Genomic DNA, 17,328 nt, shown 5'->3' with positions numbered 1-17,328 from the left:
TTGTTGGCACAGCCTGAAAGCGGAATCCACCTGATCATGCAAACCGTTGACCATTTTGTGTAATTCCGCTCGCGAAAGACCCATCTCCAACTGCAGCCTTGCTTTACATCCGCTAAGAATGATTGGATGATCAGGACAAATTACGAAGCACAGACTACTTTTTTCGATTGAATGCCTCAATAACGGCGCGAACCATGCCCCCAAGAAATTTTGGCAGCTTAATGGTGTAAAAACGCATCTGGACCCCTCCTTAACGGAATTACTTGTAATGGAATAAGAACCAACCGGCCCCCATGAGTGCGATGGCCAACAAGCAATACCATACCCATGAAGGTGCAATATACAAAAGAATGGTCATTCCTCCGACAGCCAAAAAAACTCCGAGAACCCGTCTTAAGGCGACCCCCTGTCGCATGCGAAAGGAACGAAAGCCCATCCCCTAACGCACCTCCCCCGTGGGTTAATCCGAAACGTTGCTATTACATCCTATTCCGTAGAGGGTCTATCATATGTCTCGTAGTCGAGGAACGGTCAAAATAAAAAAATCAGGTAAACGTAACCGTTACCTGATCATTATATGCGGTTGTTTGGGTTTTAGTTCTTTTTCCTCACAGCAACTTACACAATTTTTCTTTGTTTCGTCAGGAAAAATAGCTGCGGCGCATTTGCCAGAATGAGCGTCATTACCACGCCGGCTATGATCATTTCCGGCAACAAGTACGTAATATTATACACAAAGGAATAAAGAGCGACCGGCATTCCCGCTGGGGCGTAATCGCCAAACCAGATCACACCGGACAAAAAGTGGCATACGAGCCGCCCTGCCGCTGCGACCAGCAGACCGCTCCAAATGGTACTGATGCGCGCAGCGTTATTTTTCCGGTTGTGCAATCCGAACATCCCCGCCAGTCCCAGACAGGCAAACGCCAGCGGATAGTCGAGCAACAGCTGGACTGGATGTACTGCATAACCCCCGATTAAATGATTTAATTCACCAACTATCAGCCCCGTCACGACACCAGCCAGAATTCCCCGCCGAAATGCGATCAAAGCAATCGGCACCATTACCAGAGTGACCGATCCGCCCTGCGGCATTTCGAATACTTTGACGAGACTCAAGACATAGGCCAACGCTGCCATCATGCTTATTTCCATCATAACCAGCAAACGATGATTGGACCCTGCCATTTTTCTTCCCCCTCTCCGTTTCTGCTCTTTTATAAGTACATACGGCTCGATTGTAAGTCACTTTTGGGCTGCTGTAAAGAAGCGGTTCTGCTTGTCACACGTCCCGTCAAGCAAAAACCCACCGGCATCGAACAGTCCGGTGGGTAAACTCGTCTACAGCATCTTCTCCAAAAACTGCTGCGCCCGTTCGCTGGCTGGTTTGGTAAAAAATTGCGCCGGCTCAGCCTCTTCTACCAAGCGACCGCCATCGAGGAAAAAGATTCGGTCGGCCACTTCGCGGGCAAACCCCATCTCATGGGTAACAATCGCCATCGTCATCCCCGTTGTGGCCAGCGATTTCATCACTTCCAATACTTCCTTGACCATTTCCGGGTCCAACGCGGAAGTCGGCTCGTCAAACAGCATAATCTCCGGTTCCATCGCCAGAGAGCGGGCGATCGCCACCCGTTGTTTCTGTCCGCCGGAAAGCTTGGACGGGTATACATCGGCTTTATCCGCCAGTCCGACGCGAGTTAACAGTTCCATCGCTTTTTGCTCTGCGGCTTCTTTTGAGAGCTTCTTCACTTTCATCGGCGCATACGTCAAATTTTGCAGCACCGTCATGTGCGGAAAGAGATGAAAGTGTTGAAAAACCATGCCAATCTTTTGCCGGATCTGCATGATATTTGCCTTTGGAGCCGTAATATCTTCTCCGTCGATATAAATGTGCCCTTCCGTTGGTACCTCCAGCAAATTCAGGCAGCGCAGAAAGGTTGATTTTCCTGAACCGGAAGGACCAATTATCGCGACAACATCCCCTTTGCGGATTTCCGTCGAGATATTATGCAACACTTCCAGCTTGCCAAAGGATTTTCGGAGTTCTTCCACTTTAATCACTGCGTCTCAATCTCCTTTCCAGAACGCGCGCCAGCCAGGTCAAGATCATGACCATGATATAGTAGAGACCGCCCGCAATCAGGTACGGCTCGAAATAGCGGTAGGTTGTCCCTTTGACAATGTTGGCATTTTGCATGATGTCGGCAACCCCAATGGTCGACACAAGCGCTGATTCCTTCAGCAACGCGATTGATTCGTTCACCAATGCCGGCAAAATATTTTTTAAAGCCTGCGGCAATATGATGTCCAGCATCATCCGCTTGTACGGCACGCCCAACGACATCGCCGCTTCCCGCTGCCCTTTGTCAACAGCAAGAATCCCTGCGCGAATCGTTTCGGAGATATACGCACCCGAGTTTAGGGTAAAAGTTAGCACCGCCGCCTGCAATTGCGTGATGTTGTAGCCGGTTAATTGCGGTGTAGCAAAATAAATAAAAGTTAATTGCAAAATCAGCGGTGTCCCGCGAAAAATCGAGGTATAAAAAACCGCCAATCCTTTTAATGTTTTAAAATCGGAAATTTTGATCAAGGCAAGTATCGAGCCCCAAATGAAGCCGAACACCGTAGATAATAGCGTGAATAATAACGTGACCTTTACCCCTTCTAAAATAAAAGGGATATAGGGCACGATTTGTGCGAAATCAAACAAACCCATGCCCTTTCCCACTCCTCAATTGTATGAAATTATTGGAACCACTTGCTCGCCAATTTCTCCATTTCGCCGTTGTCTTTCATTTCTTTCAGGATTTCGTTTACTTTTTCAACATACGGCGAGCCTTTCGGGAAAGCAATTGCCGTTTGCATCGTGCCTTCCTCAATCAAGCTGTAACCGAGTTCCGGGTTTTGCTCCACGAAACCTTTGGCAACGGTATTTTCAATTACAGCCGCATCAACCCGGCCGGTTTTCACTTCTTGGATCATTTCCGGAACTTTGTTCAACGAGACAATTTGCAGATCCGGCATTTTTTCTTGCAATTTCTTGACATCGCCTTCCTGAATCGAACCGGTTTGCACCGTTACTTTTTTCCCGGCAAGATCCTCAACTTTGGTCAAATTGCTGTCCTTTTTCGAAAGAATTACGTTTTTCGATTCATAGTAGATATCGGAGAAGTCGACGTTTTTCTTCCGTTCTTCGGTCGCCGTCAATCCGGCCATCACCATATCCGCCCGATTCGCTTGCAGCGCCGGAATCAACCCGTCAAAGTTCATGTCCTGAACTTCCAGTTCGACGCCGAGCTTGTCGGCAATATATTTGGCAATTTCGATGTCAAACCCGGTAATTTCATCTTTCCCGCTGCTTAAATCATGGAATTCGAATGGTTTAAAGTCAGCCGAAGTCGCCATAACAAGTTTGGTCTTGCCAGCACTGCTGTCAGCCGGCGCAGCAGATTGTTGTCCCCCTTGCGCTGGTGCGGTCGGAGCTTGTCCGCCTGCTCCACATCCTGCCAGTACGGATGCGGCAAACAGCGAGGTGATTGCCAGTGCAAAAATCGATTTCCCTTTTTTCATTTCAATGTCCCCCTACAAATTGAGTTTTGTTCCGTCTCTTGCTGTGCCGACACAACATATATGGTGAACTATATATTGTTCATGTTCAGCTAATATTTATTCATCACATTGCTTATTTTAAACATTTTCACTCTGATTTCAACTACTTTTCTTGAAAAGTCACAAATAGTTTTTAATGGTAGCCATTTGTTCTTGCAATATCCCATTTATTTACTGGTATAATCCGCAAATCGTGCTAGCATAGAACTATACCTTTTTGAAGGAGAGATGCCGAATGAGCACTCGCTGGACTAGCTACTTTTCCGCTAAAATTGAAGAAATATTAGGTGAAATCGAGCAATATGTAAAAATGGAAAGTCCCACGCATAACAAGGAAGCCGTGGATCGGCTGGGCCATCTGATAACCGAGCGTTTTGCGGCCTTGGGCTGCAAAGTGGAGCGGATTCCCCAGTCGCAATATGGTGACCAGCTGAGAATCGAATACGGCCAGGGAGATGAACAGTTGTTGCTCCTGGGGCATTTTGATACGGTCAAGGAAATCGGCACGCTTGCACGCGAACCTTGGCGACGAGAAGGCAATCAAGTCTTCGGCCCTGGCGTTTACGATATGAAAGCCGGGATTGTGTTCAGTTATTATGCCCTGCGGACCATTATCGAACAAAACATTCCGTTGAACAAACGGCTCGTCTTCTTCTGGAATACGGATGAAGAAACAGGCAGTCTTTCTTCCAAAGCCTATATCCAGGAAGAAGCCAAAAAAAGCTCGCACGCCCTGATCTTGGAACCGGCAGCCGGCGGCGGTCAACTGAAAACGAGCCGCAAAGGCGGCGGCGATTTCCGCCTGCAGGCTATAGGAAGAGCGGCACATGCGGGCAATGACCATGCCAATGGGGTCAACGCCATCGTGGAACTGGCGCAACATCTGGTGACGATCCAGTCGTGGACGGATTATGAAGCCGGAACGACTCTTTCCGTCGGCACCGTCAAAGGAGGCAGTGTGTCCAATGTTGTCCCTGAATTTGCCGAAGCTGAAATCGATCTGCGCATCAGCCGCGAAGAAGAAGCGGAGAAAATCCTCCAGAGACTGCGCCAGCTTCGCCCGATTTTGCCAGGGGCGGAAATCATCTTGCAGGAAGGAGCGATCAAGCCGCCGATGGTTCGCACCGCCGAAACGGAAAAACTGTTCCTGCATGCCCAAAAACAGGCCCAATTGGAAGGTTTTCAGCTGGAGGAAATCGGTGTAGGCGGAACGAGCGACGGCAACTTCACCGCCGCGGTTGGAACGCCGACCCTGGACGGCTTGGGTCCGGTTGGCGGCGGAGCCCATGCCGTTGACGAACATATCCTCGTCGATCGAATGGCAGAACGGATCGCTGTCCTGTTGCGCTTGATGACCTCCTTGTAATACGGCAGTCGCTTTCCGGCTCGCTTCTGCTCACCGGTACTGGCGCTCGGCACGGAAAGCGGCTGTTTTTTGTTCCTGTTTGGGTCCTATCTTTCTGGGTCCTATCGTAACGTTTTTGGGGTTCTCCTTTGAATCGCTGGCAAACGCCAAAAAAAGGCAGATCCAGTCTGCTCTCCGTTGTCATCCGTACAGGGACCGTGAATGATCTGTCCGTTGACAACAGGGGGAGCAACTGGAATCTGCCTTTTGCCCAGTTGGAGAAGGACAGACTGTCACCGGCACGAATGGACAATCGTTGCCCTCCTATCCCCGAATCGCCGCGATCGCTTGGGCACGATCCGGCTGATTAAAGACCGCACTGCCGGCGACCAGGACCGTCGCACCCGCTTCTTCACACATACGGGCCGTCTTCGGGTTGACGCCGCCGTCTATTTCGATTTCAATGTGAGCTAATCCCTTCTCGTCCAACATGTTCCGCAACGCTGCGACCTTCGGCAAAACGCTGGAAATAAACGCTTGTCCGCCAAATCCCGGGTTGACCGTCATCAACAATACGAGATCGACATCGGCCAGAACCGATTCGATTGTTACCAAGGGGGTAGCCGGATTTAACACCACCCCGGCTTTGGCCCCCTGTTCCTTGATCAGATGAATCGTTCGATGCAGATGACGGCACGCCTCTTGATGCACGGAGACAAGGTCAGCTCCGGCTTTTACAAATTGCGGGATATATCGATCCGGTTCCTCGATCATCAGATGAACATCCAACGGCAGCTTGGTTATCGGCCGGATCGCTTCTACAATTAACGGGCCGATGGTGATATTCGGCACAAAGTGCCCATCCATCACATCGACATGAATCCAATCCGCTCCTCCCCGCTCCACATCTGCAATTTCTGCTCCCAGGCTGGCAAAATCGGCGGATAGGATCGACGGCGCTATTTTTACCATGGTTTGTTCCTCCGTTGAAATTCCTTTAGTTCTTCCATAAAGAGCTGATAATGTTCATACCGCTGCGGTGCGATCTCTTCCGATTCCACCGCTTTGCGGACGGCGCATCCCGGCTCGCTCAAATGCAAACAGCCGCGGAATTTGCATTGATCCGCCCGTTCGGCAAAATCGCGAAACGATTGGGCCAGATCCAGTTCATCAAAGCCGATAAATTCAAGCGAGCTGAACCCGGGAGTATCCGCGACATAGCCGCCTTCCTCCAGAGGAATCAGTTCCACGTGCCGCGTGGTATGCTTACCTCTGCCCAGCTTCTGGCTAACGTCTCCGGTCTGCATGCGAATCTCCGGAAACAACGTGTTGATCAAAGAAGATTTGCCAACACCAGACTGTCCGGCAAACACCGAGACCTGATCGCGCAGTGCCGCCTGAAGCTCCTGCAAGCCTTGCTGATTGCGGGTCGAAGTCGGGATCACCCTGTAGCCGATCTGTCCATACTGGTTGACAACCGCACTTATCTCTTCCTCTGTGGCCAAATCCGCCTTGGACAGAACGATAATCGTATTGATGCCGGTATGCTCCGTATGAACCAGCAGCTTATCCAGCAATAGCGAGCTAAACCTCGGTTCATTCATGGAGAATACAAGAACGGCTTGATCCACGTTGGAGATGGGTGGACGCAGCAACTCATTCTGTCTTTCCTTGATTTCTTTCACATACCCTTCAGACGGGCTTGTCGCATCGTAAACAACCCAATCCCCGACAAGCGGTGTTACCTTCGCATCCTTTTTCTTAAAAAGGCCGCGCGCCCGACATTGGACAACCTGATCGCCGTCGGCCACATAGTAAAAACCGCTCAACGCTTTCACAATTCGTCCTTCTGGCATACAATCCTCCCTTCTTTTCAATCAACGAAGACTCCGTTCGCTTCGCAACTAAGGAAGCGAACTGTACTGAATATCAAACTTCTGATATTGCTCGCCATTTTTCATGACCACGACCGTTCCGTCTTTTTGCGGGCTCAATACCAGCGGAACTTGATACGGTTTGCTTTCGCTAATCGTTTCATCGACAAACAATTGATCTTTTCCGCGAGCGTCCGACACGGTTATCTTAATTTGTGCCGTTTCCCCGGGTACCAATTCAATATATACAGGTGTAGTGCCAATTTTTGCATCATTAGGCAATTGACCGTTGCTTACCTGAAGCGGAACAGCCATTCCGGCGGGTACTTTCATTTTCGGATCATAAGGACGCGTCGAAAGAACAATATCGGCCTTATCGGTTTCGTAAGACGCTTCGTACGTCACTTCACCGGCAGTCAAACCGGCATTGTACAAGACCACCTTGGCTTCATCCAGCGATTTCCCGGACAAGTCGGGCATAGTGACATATTCTTTTTGCTTGCTGATCACCAGATGGACTTCCGTTTCCCCCGGCACCACTTCAACTTGGGCATCCGGCTCCTGGCTCATGACTTTGCCGGGATCAACCGACTCATCTTCCTGTTCCTCGAAGTGGATATTCTCCTTCGTGAACCCTCGCTGCAACAGCGTATTCTCCGCATTGGACCGGTCCAGGCTCACCAGGCTTGGCATTGGCACCTTTTGTTTTCCTTTGCTGACGTACAGCAAGACCGTTGAATTCTCTTTGGCCCTCAACGGCGGACTCGGGTCTTGCTTAAAGACAGTGCCTTCCTTCGCTGCGTTATACTGTTCAATCACTTGCGGCACCAAGTTGGCGGAGCGGATTTGCTGAACGGCCAGTTCGACTTCCACCCCGGTTACAGCGGGCACATTGATCTCCGGCTTTTCCAGCAAACTGTTTAACATACTGATCCCAAAGATCGTCAGCAAGACGAATGCTGCCGCTCCGACCAGCCAAAACATTGCTTTTACCCACCACTTTTTCGGTTTTGGCTCCTCGTCTTCTTCGTAACTCTGGGACCGGCTGCCTGTGCGGTCGAATTGGGCTTGCCGCATCATCTCTTCGGTAATCGCCGGATACACCCGCGTCTGTTCTTCGTCTTCTTCCGGAAAGGTGACTTTCGCCTCATTCCGTCGTTCCGGCGATAGGCATGTTTCCAAGTCAAGCAGCATATCCCGCGCGGAGTTGTACCGCAGCAGCGGATTTTTGACCAGCGCCTTCAGGATGACATTTTCCACGCTTTGCGGGATTCGCGGATTGACCGTTCGTGGTTCCGGCAAAGGCTCTTGCAAATGCTTCAAGGCGACGGAAATGGGAGAATCGCCGGAAAAAGGAAGTTGTCCGGTGACCATCTCATAAAGCACAATGCCAAGTGAATAAATATCCGATTTTTCTGCCGTGATGCCGCCCCGCGCCTGTTCCGGCGAAAAGTAGTGAACGGACCCGAGCACGGAATTGGTATGAGTAATCGTCGCCGACGTAACCGCGCGGGCAATGCCAAAATCGGTCACTTTTACTCGACCATTTTTACCAATCATAATATTGTGTGGCTTTATGTCCCGATGAATGATCTTGTTTTGGTGCGCGTGATCCAGCGCGTCGCAGACCTGCACCGCGATCCTCACCGCTTCTTCCACAGGCAAGGCGCCGTATTTGTTGATCAAGTCCTTGAGCGTCGACCCTTCTATGTACTCCATAACCATATAATGTGTATCTTCATCTTGCCCGACATCATAGACGGCGACAACATTCGGATGAGACAGACTGGCAACAGCTTGCGCTTCCCGCCGAAAACGATTGACAAAATCTTCATCGTATCCATATTGGGGACGAAGCACCTTCACTGCTACCGGACGATTGAGTATCAGGTCCTTCGCTCGATATACAATGGCCATTCCGCCACCGCCAATTCGCTCTTCCAACTGGTAGCGGCCACCTAACCGTTGAATCTCCATCTCCCTCACCCCTCTTTCCGCCTTCCGTCTCCAGGTACAGCGTTGTTGCATACGGCGATCAAGGTAATGTTGTCTTCGCCGCCTGCATTCAAGGCATGCTGCACCATCGCGTCTACTTTTTCCTGCAGGGTAACCGATTCCTGCAAATATTTCTCCATCTCCTGTACGGATACCTTGTTGCTCAACCCGTCAGAACACAGCAGCACCACATCGTTTGGCTCCCAGGTAAATTCGCCCAAGTCAATCCGCACATCTTTGTCTGTGCCCAAAGCGCGCATCAAAACATTGCGTTGCGGATGCACAACCGCCTCTTCTTCCGTGATCTGTCCGCTTTTGATCAGTTCTTGCACCAGCGAGTGGTCTTCTGTTTGCTGCGATAGACCATTCGCCCCAAAATGATAAAGACGGCTGTCACCGATGTGGGCGGTTACTCCGCCGCTTTGGCGGAGCAACGCTGCCACAACAGTCGTTCCCATCCCACTGCACTCCGGATGGGCTTCAGCGTACCGGTAAACTTCCAAATTAGCCTGCAAAAGCGCATTCATCAATCGTTCCCGCTCGTCTTCGGGCGTCAGGTCCTGTTCCAGGTTGCTCAGCTCGTGGACGATGCGTTCCACAGCCATTCGGCTTGCTATCTCTCCGGCTTGATGCCCTCCCATACCATCCGCGACTATCGCCAGCACTCGCCCGTCCACATTTACCGTGCAAGCAAAGTAGTCTTCATTTACTTGCCGAACGTTGCCAACGTGCGACTTCATCGCAATATCCATAAGATCACCCCGCGGTTTCTTTCGCGTGCTGCGCCCTCAACTGGCCGCAAGCTGCAGCGATATCGCTGCCATGTTCACGGCGAATGGTTACGTTAATTCCTTTTTCTTCCAAAATCCGTTTAAATCGGAAAATCTCGTTGCGCGGTGTGCGCACATAATCTCGTTCCGGAACATAGTTGACCGGGATCAGGTTGACGTGACAAAGCATATCCCCGATCAGTTCCGCCAATTCTTCGGCATGTTCAGGCTGGTCGTTTTGGCCGCCGAACAAGCCGTATTCAAAACTGATCCGCCGTCCCGTCTTTTCGATATAGTATCGGCACGCTTCCATCAGTTTGGGCAGCGGAAAGCCGCGGTTAATCGGCATCAATTTGCTGCGCAATTCACTGTTGGGAGCATGCAGCGAGATCGCCAGATTGATCTGCAGACCTTTATCGGCAAATTCATAAATTTTGGGGACGATCCCGCTGGTGGAAACCGTAATATGTCTTGCGCCGATATTCAGCCCGCGGTTATCGTTGATAATATTTAGAAAAGCGAGCAGGTTGTCAAAGTTTTCAAATGGCTCGCCAATCCCCATGACGACGACATGACTGGCTCGTTCACCTTGTTCATCCAATGAGCGTTGCGCCATTAACACCTGGGCAACAATCTCGCCGGCATCAAGATTCCGTTTCAATCCGCCCAGTGTGGACGCACAAAACGTACAACCGATCCGGCAGCCAACCTGGGTGGTCACACAGACGCTGTTTCCATAATTATGCCGCATGATCACTGTCTCGATCGCATGGCCGTCAACCAGCTGAAACAAAAATTTGATCGTGCCGTCTTGCGAGACCTGACGTGTGATCTCCTTCAAGCTGTCGATCCGAAACTGTTCGTTCAGTTTTTGCCGCAAATCCTTGGGCAGATTGCTCATGTCGTCAATGCTGGCTACGCGTTTGACATAGAGCCAGTCAAAAATTTGTTGGGCACGAAACGCTTTTTCGCCAGACTCCACCAACCAGTTTTTCAATTCATCCAAGGTCAGGTTGTAAAGCAGCGGTTTGGTGCCGGTATTTGATGCCAATGGCATGAATGTTCACCTCATCTCAACATTGTACCTTTTGTCAGGCAAAGCTTCAATCTAACTTATTACTTATTCTAAGCGGTAACGGCGAAAACCAAACAATAGAAAAGAGTGGAGATGCTTTCTGGATCATCCTCCACTCCCTCGATCATTTGCTTCGTTTCAGGCGTGAAATGAAAAAACCGTCACTCTGAAAATGATTGGGCAAAATTTGCACATAGCCATGCTCCGCAGAAGCGATCCGCGCCACAGCCGGCGGCAAATCTTCCAGCAATGACTTGTCCCACTCAAACTCCGGATGATGTGCGACAAATTGTTCGACAACGCGTTGGTTTTCTTCCGGCTCAATCGTACAGGTACTGTAAACCAGAAGACCGCCGGGCGCCAGCATCGGTGCGATTCGCTCCAGCAATCTGGCTTGCAGTTGGGAAATTTGCGCAATGTCTTCAGGAGTCTTCTTCCATTTCAAATCAGGTTTACGGCGAATCACTCCCAACCCTGTGCAGGGAGCGTCCAGCAAAATACGGTCAAATTGGCCCAGACCTTTGTCCGGCAAATCCAACGCATCGCTCACCACTGTTTCAATGCAGGTGATGCCCAATCGCTTGGCCGTCTCGCGAATCAGTTTTTCCTTGTGGGGGTGAACATCACAGGCCAAAATTTGCCCGCTGTTTCCCATCAATTCTGCCAAATGGGACGTTTTTCCGCCGGGAGCGGCGCAAGCATCCAGCACGCGCTGCCCGGGTTGCACCGCCAGAGCGCGAGCAACCAACATCGAACTTTCGTCCTGAATTGTACAGTACCCCTGCTGGAACCATTTGGAGGCCGCGACATGCCCACTGGGGATGACAATGCCGTCCGGACTGAGCTGCGACGCTTCCGCACCGGGAAACTCCGCTTTGAGTTCCGCCAGCAAAGCAGGCCGATCGGTTTTCAACGTATTGACCCGGACTGAAGTGTGCGGCGCTACATTGTTGCTTTGGCAGATCGCCCGCGTCAGTTCTTCGCCATACAGTTTCAGCCAGCGTGAAATGAGCCAGTCCGGATGTGATTCCGCAAAAGCAAGCCGCTTGACCAGGTTGCCCTGAGGTTCATTCCAGACTTCGGGCTGTCTCAGCACATTGCGCAAAACCCCGTTGACCAGCGAAGCGATTCCCTGATGCCCTTTTCGTTTGGCCAGTTCTACCGCTTCGTGAACCGCAGCGCGGTCGGGAATGCGGTCGAGAAAGCGAATTTGATAAAGACTGAGGCGAAGCAAGTTATGTACCCATGGCTCCAGCCGTTTGCGGCCGCTTTTGACAAAGCGCGAAATCACCGTATCCAGTGTATATTGGCGTTGAATCGTTCCGTAGACCAGCTCCGTTACCAAACCGACGTCGGCGGCGGACAACTCCGTTTGCGCCAATCCCTGCTTCAATTCGAGATTGCTGTAAGAGCGATGTTCCTCGACGCGCGTCAAGATGTCCAAAGCGACCTCGCGCGCTCCCTTTTTTCTTGTCACAGCCACCTTACTCGTCTCCTAACCTGATCCCTTTTTCCACTGCAGCCCCCGCTCCACGCAGGAAATCGTGCATGCTCATGCGTTTTTTTCCTTCTGGCTGCAGTTCGGTAATTTTGACGTTGCCTGTTCCGCAGGCAACGATCAACCCATCGTCCGTTCGTTCCAAAATCGTGCCCGGCTGAGCGAATTGACCGGACAACTCCACTTTTTCCACCCACCAAATTTTCCAAAGCTTCCCTTGACAGGTTGTAAAAGCGACCGGCCACGGATTCAAGCCGCGCACCTGGTTGTAAATCTGCTCAGCGCTCTTGTCCCATTGAATCCGTTCATCCGCTCTTTTGATCGTCGGCGCAAAACTCGCCTCATCGTGATTTTGCGCTTCTGCCTGCAGCTCGCCGGCAAGCAGAGCGGGCAAGGTTTCCACCAGCAGTTTTGCTCCGGCGGCAGCCAGTTTGTCATGCATGGTCCCCACTGTATCCCGTTCCGTAATCGGCACGGTCACTTTGCTGATCATGTCGCCGGCGTCCAGCGCTTCCACCATATACATGATCGTTACGCCTGTTTCCGCTTCGCCTTCGATAATCGCTTTATGAATCGGAGCTCCCCCGCGATATTTCGGCAGCAAAGAAGCATGCACGTTAATGCAGCCGTATTTCGGGGTATCCAAGAGCTGTTTGGGCAAAATCTGGCCATAGGCAGCCGTCACGATCAACTCGGGCTGACAGGCCAAAACTTGCTCCAACGCAGCGCTCTCTCTTATCTTCTCCGGTTGCAACACAGGTATTCCGTGAGCCAGCGCCGCTTGCTTGACGGGAGGAGGCGTAAGCAGCTGTTTGCGCCCGACCGGTCGGTCCGGTTGGGTGACGGCCGCCACGACCTGATAGCCAGCCTCAACGAGCGCATTCAGGCTGGAGACAGCAAAGTCGGGTGTTCCCATAAACAAAATGCGAACATCTTTCAATTGCTTATTCTCCTTCCTCTTCCGCACTGATCGGATAGACGCGGTCAGCGATATCGATAAACAGTACCCCGTTCAAGTGGTCAATTTCATGCTGCGAACAGCGGGCCAGCAAATCTTCGGCTTCCAGTTCAAACGGATTTCCGTTGCGATCCTGCGCCCGCACTTTTACCCACTGATGACGGCGGACATCGCCGCGCAGCCCGGGAATGCTCAAACAACCTTCCGGGTAATTGTCCTTCTGTTCCCCTTTGGCCTCGACAATTTCCGGATTGACCAGCTCAATGAGGCCATCGCCGCAATCCATTACGACGACTCGTTTGAGAATTCCGATCTGAGGTGCGGCCAAGCCTACTCCATCGGCATCATACATCGTGTCTGCCATATCATCGAGCAGTTTGTGCAAATTGGCATTAAATTTGGTTACTGTTATTGCTTTCTCCCGCAAAATCGGGTCAGGATGCTTTACAATCGTGCGAATTGCCATCTTTTTGTCCTCCTTCTTCCACTTGCCCGGTACACGGCATTTGGTTTCTATAACAACATTTGCGGATCAATATCGACATTCATCAACAATTGCTGCTGTTTTAACCATTCATCAAAGTGCCTGTTCATTTGGCCAAGCATGTCAATCAACTTCGGTTCATCTCGATATTTTAGCATGAGTTGGAAACGAAATCTATCTTTGATCCGCGGAATCGGCGATGCGACCGGTCCCAACAGGATCGTGGACGGCTGCAAACGCGCCTTGAGATAGTCGGCAACGGTCTGCGCCCCTTGAATCAGCACAGGCAATTGTTCATGGGAGAAACTGATCAGCACCAATCGGTAATACGGCGGATAGCCGGTCCGTTTCCGATTGAGCATCTCCTCCTCATAAAAGGATAAATAGTCGTGTTTCGTGGCATGCCGGATGCTGTAATGTTCCGGCGTATAGGTCTGAATGACCACATCGCCGCGCAATTCGTGGCGCCCCGCCCGTCCGCCGACCTGTGTCAGCAGCTGAAACGTTTTCTCCGCCGCACGGAAATCGGGGAGATGCAAAGAGGTATCGGCCGCAATCACTCCAACCAAGGTCACCCGGGGAAAATCAAGCCCTTTGGCAATCATTTGCGTCCCCAAAAGGACATCCCCCTGCCCGCGGCGGAACCGGTCCAGCAGTTCCTCGTGCGCCCCCTTGCGCGAAGTCGTATCGACATCCATCCGGATAACGCGGATACCGGGGAACAGCCGGGACAATTCTTCCTCGACTTTTTGCGTCCCGGTGCCAAAGAAGCGAATATGGCTGCTCTGGCATTCCGGACAGTGGTCCGGCTGTTTGATCGTATAACCGCAGTAATGACAGCGGGCGGTATGATTGGTGCGATGATAAGTAAGCGAGATATCGCAATGGACGCATGTAAGCGTATAGCCACATGATCGGCACATGACGAAGGTTGAAAAACCGCGCCGGTTTAAAAACAGCACGATCTGTTCGCCGTTTTGCAGCCGCTGCTCAATCATCTGGTACAACGTTTGACTGAACATCGAACGATTTTGCTTCAGCAACTCCTCGCGCATATCCACCACATGCACTTGCGGAAGCGGCCTGTTTCCTACCCGCTCGTTCATTGTCAGCAACTGATAGCGGCCCCGCGTCGCCAATGCGTACGTCTCCAAAGACGGCGTGGCGCTGCCCATAATCAGCACACCGTGATTTTGCCGTGCGCGCCACAAGGCCACCTCCCGCGCGTGATACCGCGGCGTCTCTTCCTGTTTATAGGAATTTTCGTGTTCCTCATCGATGACGATCAGCCCGAGATTGCGCAACGGCGCAAAAATCGCCGATCTTGCCCCCACAACCACTTTCACTTGTTGGCGAATGATCCGCCGCCATTCATCATAGCGCTCACCTTGCGACAAACCGCTGTGCAGCACGGCTACCAGATTGCCGAACCTCCCTTTTACCCGTTCCACCATCTGGGGCGTCAGCGAGATTTCCGGCACCAAAAAAATCGCTTCTTTACCTTTAGCCAACGTTTGTTCGATTGCTGCCAGGTAAACTTCCGTCTTTCCGCTGCCCGTGACTCCGTGCAGCAAAAAAGAGGCAAACCCGCCCTGTTCGATCGCCTGCGCAATCGGTTTTAATACCGTCTGCTGCTGGGCGGTATAACTGTGTTTGGCATCGGCAAATTTCCTGTGCGCGTAAGGATTGCGAAGCACTTCCATTTGCTCCAGTCGGATCCAGCCCTTCGCCGCCAGATTTTTCAATGTGGGCCGGGATACTCCCAGCAATTCGCCAAGTTCTTTGGCCGCGATCGGCTGGCCGGAAAACGGCGCCAGATGTAGCAGCACGCGCCTCATCTGCTCCGCTTGTTTGGGAAGAGAATCAGCTTTGGCCAACGCTTCTTCGTCAGTAAGCAGCAAGGTTACATAACTGGCCTGCTTATGCGTCACCCTGTCTTTGACATGGTACTCCGTAGTCAGCCAGCCCGCGCTCAGCCAGCCGGGCAATAACGGAATTTCATCAGGAAACTGCTGTTCCACTTCACGATACGCGACTGCCCCTCGCCGCAACAGCTCATGCAGCAAGGGAGACTGTCCCGCCAATTCCGCGGTCAGCTCGGCGGCAGCGACCACCCACCGCTCCGTTTTCCCCTTCAGCACGGCGGGAATCATCGCGTGAATCGCCGTAATCCACGGACACAAGTACTGTTTGGACATCCATTCCGCCAAATCGAGCAACTCTTCCGTCAGCGGCGGCAGGTCATCTTCCACTTCGAGAATCTCCCGCAATTTCTGCGGATCAATGCTCGTCTCCGTGCCATCAGCCAATTCGAGCAAACCGATGACAAAACCTTGCAATTTGCGCGGTCCAAACGGGACGATGACCCGGCTGCCCACCCGCAGAATCGGCAGCAACCATTCGGGAACGAGATAATCGAATGGACGATTCGTTCGGGACACCGGCACTTCCACTATTACTTTGGCTATAACCGGATTCATAGCACTTCGCTGATTGCGCGGGCAGATTGTTTGGCGATGACAGCGTCCCAAATTTTTTCTGCCACTTCCCGTTTGCTCATTTTTTCCAATGGCACAACTTCTCCATCCCGCGTCAATATCGTCACGACATTGGTGTCTGTCCCCATTCCCGCTCCGTCCATCAGCACATTGTTGGCGACGATCATGTCCAGATTTTTCCGCTCCAGTTTATCTTTGGCATATGTCAGCAATTCTTCTGTTTCCGCGGCAAACCCGACGACAAATTGATGCGTCTTGCTTTGCCCGACCGTTTGCAGGATGTCAGGCGCTTTTTCCAGTTCCAGCGTAAGTTCACCCTGTTTTTTCAGTTTATGCATCGCGACAGTTTTCGGGCGATAATCGGAAACCGCCGCTGTTTTGATAATCACATCGCTGTCAGCCATTCGTTGCAAAACAGCTTCCAACATTTGCTGAACCGATTCAACCCGAACGATCGTCACGCCGGGGGGAGCCGGGAGGTTGGTCGGTCCGCTGACCAGGCAAACTTCCGCCCCGCGATCTCTCGCTGCCTCGGCTACAGCATAGCCCATTTTTCCCGACGAATCATTGGAAATAAAGCGAACCGGATCAATCCGCTCCCGCGTGGGCCCTGCGGTAACCAGCACCTTTTTGCCGGCAAGGTCTTGCGGTTTCGCTGCGTTCCCGGCAAAAAAGTTGATCACAGCACGGACGATCTCTTCCGGTTCCGCCAATCTTCCCTTGCCGATCCAACCGCAGGCCAGCAGTCCTTCTCCCGGTTCGAGAAAACGATAGCCGAACTGTGCCAAGCGCTGCATATTGGCTTGAACGGCGGGATGCTCGTACATATTGACATTCATCGCCGGAGCAATCATCACCGGCGCTTTTGCCGCCAGAAGCGTCGTCGTCAGCATATCGTCGGCGATTCCGTTGGCCAACTTGCCGATTACATTGGCGGTAGCCGGAGCGACAATGACCAAATCGGCCCGATCGGCCAGATCGATATGCGAAATGACCCGCGGCTCTTGTTCGGCAAATGTATCGGTATAGACAGGCTGATGGGAGAGCGCCTGAAACGTCAGCGGTTGGATAAACTTCAGCGCGTTTTCGGTCAAAATCACATGAACGATCGCCCCCGCTTGGGTCAGCTTGCTTGTCAACGCTGCCGCTTTATAGGCTGCAATCCCGCCCGAAACCCCCAATACGATTTGTTTTCCTTGTAAAGTTGACATATGCTCCT

At 51.8% G+C, this 17,328-nt stretch carries 16 protein-coding genes; 1 reads left to right on the top strand and 15 read right to left on the bottom strand.

The window, feature by feature from the left end:
* Positions 1-154: 154 nt before the first annotated feature.
* The 5 genes from spoVM to JOD01_RS04920 form a co-directional block, all read right to left on the bottom strand.
* A complete protein-coding gene (gene spoVM / locus JOD01_RS04940) occupies positions 155-238 on the bottom strand; it encodes a stage V sporulation protein SpoVM (RefSeq protein WP_165208391.1) in 84 nt (27 codons plus the stop codon).
* Between the two features lie 380 nt (positions 239-618).
* Positions 619-1,188, bottom strand: coding sequence for an energy-coupled thiamine transporter ThiT (thiT, locus tag JOD01_RS04935; protein ID WP_204517129.1), 570 nt, complete (start codon positions 1,186-1,188; stop codon positions 619-621).
* Positions 1,189-1,341: 153 nt separating this feature from the next.
* Positions 1,342-2,064, bottom strand: a complete 723-nt coding sequence (locus JOD01_RS04930) for an ATP-binding cassette domain-containing protein (protein WP_204517128.1) — start codon at positions 2,062-2,064, stop codon at positions 1,342-1,344.
* The gene (locus JOD01_RS04925; protein WP_204517127.1) at positions 2,057-2,719 is read right to left on the bottom strand and encodes an amino acid ABC transporter permease; all 663 of its coding nucleotides are present in this window, start codon (positions 2,717-2,719) and stop codon (positions 2,057-2,059) included. Before JOD01_RS04925 ends, JOD01_RS04930 begins: the two co-directional genes overlap by 8 nt.
* A 29-nt stretch (positions 2,720-2,748) precedes the next feature.
* The gene (locus JOD01_RS04920; RefSeq protein WP_204517126.1) at positions 2,749-3,573 is read right to left on the bottom strand and encodes a transporter substrate-binding domain-containing protein; all 825 of its coding nucleotides are present in this window, start codon (positions 3,571-3,573) and stop codon (positions 2,749-2,751) included.
* A 274-nt stretch (positions 3,574-3,847) separates the two neighbouring features.
* Here JOD01_RS04920 and JOD01_RS04915 point away from each other — a divergent pair, with 274 nt between their 5' ends.
* A complete protein-coding gene (locus JOD01_RS04915) occupies positions 3,848-4,978 on the top strand; it encodes a M20 family metallopeptidase (protein ID WP_204517125.1) in 1,131 nt (376 codons plus the stop codon).
* A 303-nt stretch (positions 4,979-5,281) separates the two neighbouring features.
* Here the strand turns inward: JOD01_RS04915 and rpe are convergent, their stop codons facing one another.
* The 10 genes from rpe to coaBC all read right to left on the bottom strand — a co-directional run bounded on the left by rpe (position 5,282) and on the right by coaBC (position 17,320).
* Positions 5,282-5,929, bottom strand: a complete 648-nt coding sequence (gene rpe / locus JOD01_RS04910; RefSeq protein WP_204517124.1) for a ribulose-phosphate 3-epimerase — start codon at positions 5,927-5,929, stop codon at positions 5,282-5,284.
* Positions 5,923-6,813: a ribosome small subunit-dependent GTPase A gene (gene rsgA / locus JOD01_RS04905; protein ID WP_204517123.1), complete on the bottom strand. Its 891-nt coding sequence runs from the start codon at positions 6,811-6,813 to the stop codon at positions 5,923-5,925. The genes rpe and rsgA overlap by 7 nt, the downstream gene beginning before the upstream one ends.
* A gap of 48 nt (positions 6,814-6,861) precedes the next feature.
* On the bottom strand, positions 6,862-8,808 hold the full coding sequence (gene pknB, locus JOD01_RS04900; RefSeq protein WP_204517122.1) for a Stk1 family PASTA domain-containing Ser/Thr kinase: 1,947 nt from the start codon (positions 8,806-8,808) through the stop codon (positions 6,862-6,864).
* A 5-nt stretch (positions 8,809-8,813) separates the two neighbouring features.
* On the bottom strand, positions 8,814-9,578 hold the full coding sequence (locus tag JOD01_RS04895) for a Stp1/IreP family PP2C-type Ser/Thr phosphatase (protein ID WP_204517121.1): 765 nt from the start codon (positions 9,576-9,578) through the stop codon (positions 8,814-8,816).
* 4 nt (positions 9,579-9,582) lie between these two features.
* The gene (gene rlmN / locus JOD01_RS04890) at positions 9,583-10,653 is read right to left on the bottom strand and encodes a dual-specificity RNA methyltransferase RlmN (RefSeq protein ID WP_204517120.1); all 1,071 of its coding nucleotides are present in this window, start codon (positions 10,651-10,653) and stop codon (positions 9,583-9,585) included.
* Positions 10,654-10,795: 142 nt separating this feature from the next.
* A complete protein-coding gene (rsmB, locus tag JOD01_RS04885; RefSeq protein ID WP_204517119.1) occupies positions 10,796-12,154 on the bottom strand; it encodes a 16S rRNA (cytosine(967)-C(5))-methyltransferase RsmB in 1,359 nt (452 codons plus the stop codon).
* Between the two features lies 1 nt (position 12,155).
* On the bottom strand, positions 12,156-13,109 hold the full coding sequence (gene fmt / locus JOD01_RS04880; RefSeq protein WP_204517118.1) for a methionyl-tRNA formyltransferase: 954 nt from the start codon (positions 13,107-13,109) through the stop codon (positions 12,156-12,158).
* 4 nt (positions 13,110-13,113) lie between these two features.
* Entirely contained in the window at positions 13,114-13,593 is a 480-nt protein-coding gene (gene def, locus JOD01_RS04875) for a peptide deformylase (RefSeq protein ID WP_204517117.1), read from the bottom strand.
* A gap of 47 nt (positions 13,594-13,640) precedes the next feature.
* On the bottom strand, positions 13,641-16,091 hold the full coding sequence (gene priA / locus JOD01_RS04870; protein WP_204517116.1) for a primosomal protein N': 2,451 nt from the start codon (positions 16,089-16,091) through the stop codon (positions 13,641-13,643).
* Complete coding sequence (gene coaBC, locus JOD01_RS04865; RefSeq protein ID WP_204517115.1) at positions 16,088-17,320, bottom strand: bifunctional phosphopantothenoylcysteine decarboxylase/phosphopantothenate--cysteine ligase CoaBC; 1,233 nt, start codon at positions 17,318-17,320, stop codon at positions 16,088-16,090. Before coaBC ends, priA begins: the two co-directional genes overlap by 4 nt.
* Positions 17,321-17,328 lie beyond the last annotated feature (8 nt).

The organism is Brevibacillus fulvus (assembly GCF_016908525.1).
GTDB lineage: Bacteria > Bacillota > Bacilli > Brevibacillales > Brevibacillaceae > Brevibacillus_G > Brevibacillus_G fulvus.
This window is presented reverse-complemented; position numbering and strand designations above follow the sequence as displayed.

Bases quoted from the DNA above. Each gene is read 5' to 3' on its own strand.
- coaBC (WP_204517115.1), bottom strand. From the start codon at position 17,320: ATGTCAACTTTACAAGGAAAACAAATCGTATTGGGGGTTTCGGGCGGG.
- rpe (WP_204517124.1), bottom strand. From the start codon at position 5,929: ATGGTAAAAATAGCGCCGTCGATCCTATCCGCCGATTTTGCCAGCCTG.
- JOD01_RS04915 (WP_204517125.1), top strand. From the start codon at position 3,848: ATGAGCACTCGCTGGACTAGCTACTTTTCCGCTAAAATTGAAGAAATA.
- spoVM (WP_165208391.1), bottom strand. From the start codon at position 238: ATGCGTTTTTACACCATTAAGCTGCCAAAATTTCTTGGGGGCATGGTT.
- JOD01_RS04920 (WP_204517126.1), bottom strand. From the start codon at position 3,573: ATGAAAAAAGGGAAATCGATTTTTGCACTGGCAATCACCTCGCTGTTT.
- rlmN (WP_204517120.1), bottom strand. From the start codon at position 10,653: ATGCCATTGGCATCAAATACCGGCACCAAACCGCTGCTTTACAACCTG.
- pknB (WP_204517122.1), bottom strand. From the start codon at position 8,808: ATGGAGATTCAACGGTTAGGTGGCCGCTACCAGTTGGAAGAGCGAATT.
- JOD01_RS04925 (WP_204517127.1), bottom strand. From the start codon at position 2,719: ATGGGTTTGTTTGATTTCGCACAAATCGTGCCCTATATCCCTTTTATT.
- priA (WP_204517116.1), bottom strand. From the start codon at position 16,091: ATGAATCCGGTTATAGCCAAAGTAATAGTGGAAGTGCCGGTGTCCCGA.
- rsgA (WP_204517123.1), bottom strand. From the start codon at position 6,813: ATGCCAGAAGGACGAATTGTGAAAGCGTTGAGCGGTTTTTACTATGTG.
- def (WP_204517117.1), bottom strand. From the start codon at position 13,593: ATGGCAATTCGCACGATTGTAAAGCATCCTGACCCGATTTTGCGGGAG.
- thiT (WP_204517129.1), bottom strand. From the start codon at position 1,188: ATGGCAGGGTCCAATCATCGTTTGCTGGTTATGATGGAAATAAGCATG.
- JOD01_RS04895 (WP_204517121.1), bottom strand. From the start codon at position 9,578: ATGGATATTGCGATGAAGTCGCACGTTGGCAACGTTCGGCAAGTAAAT.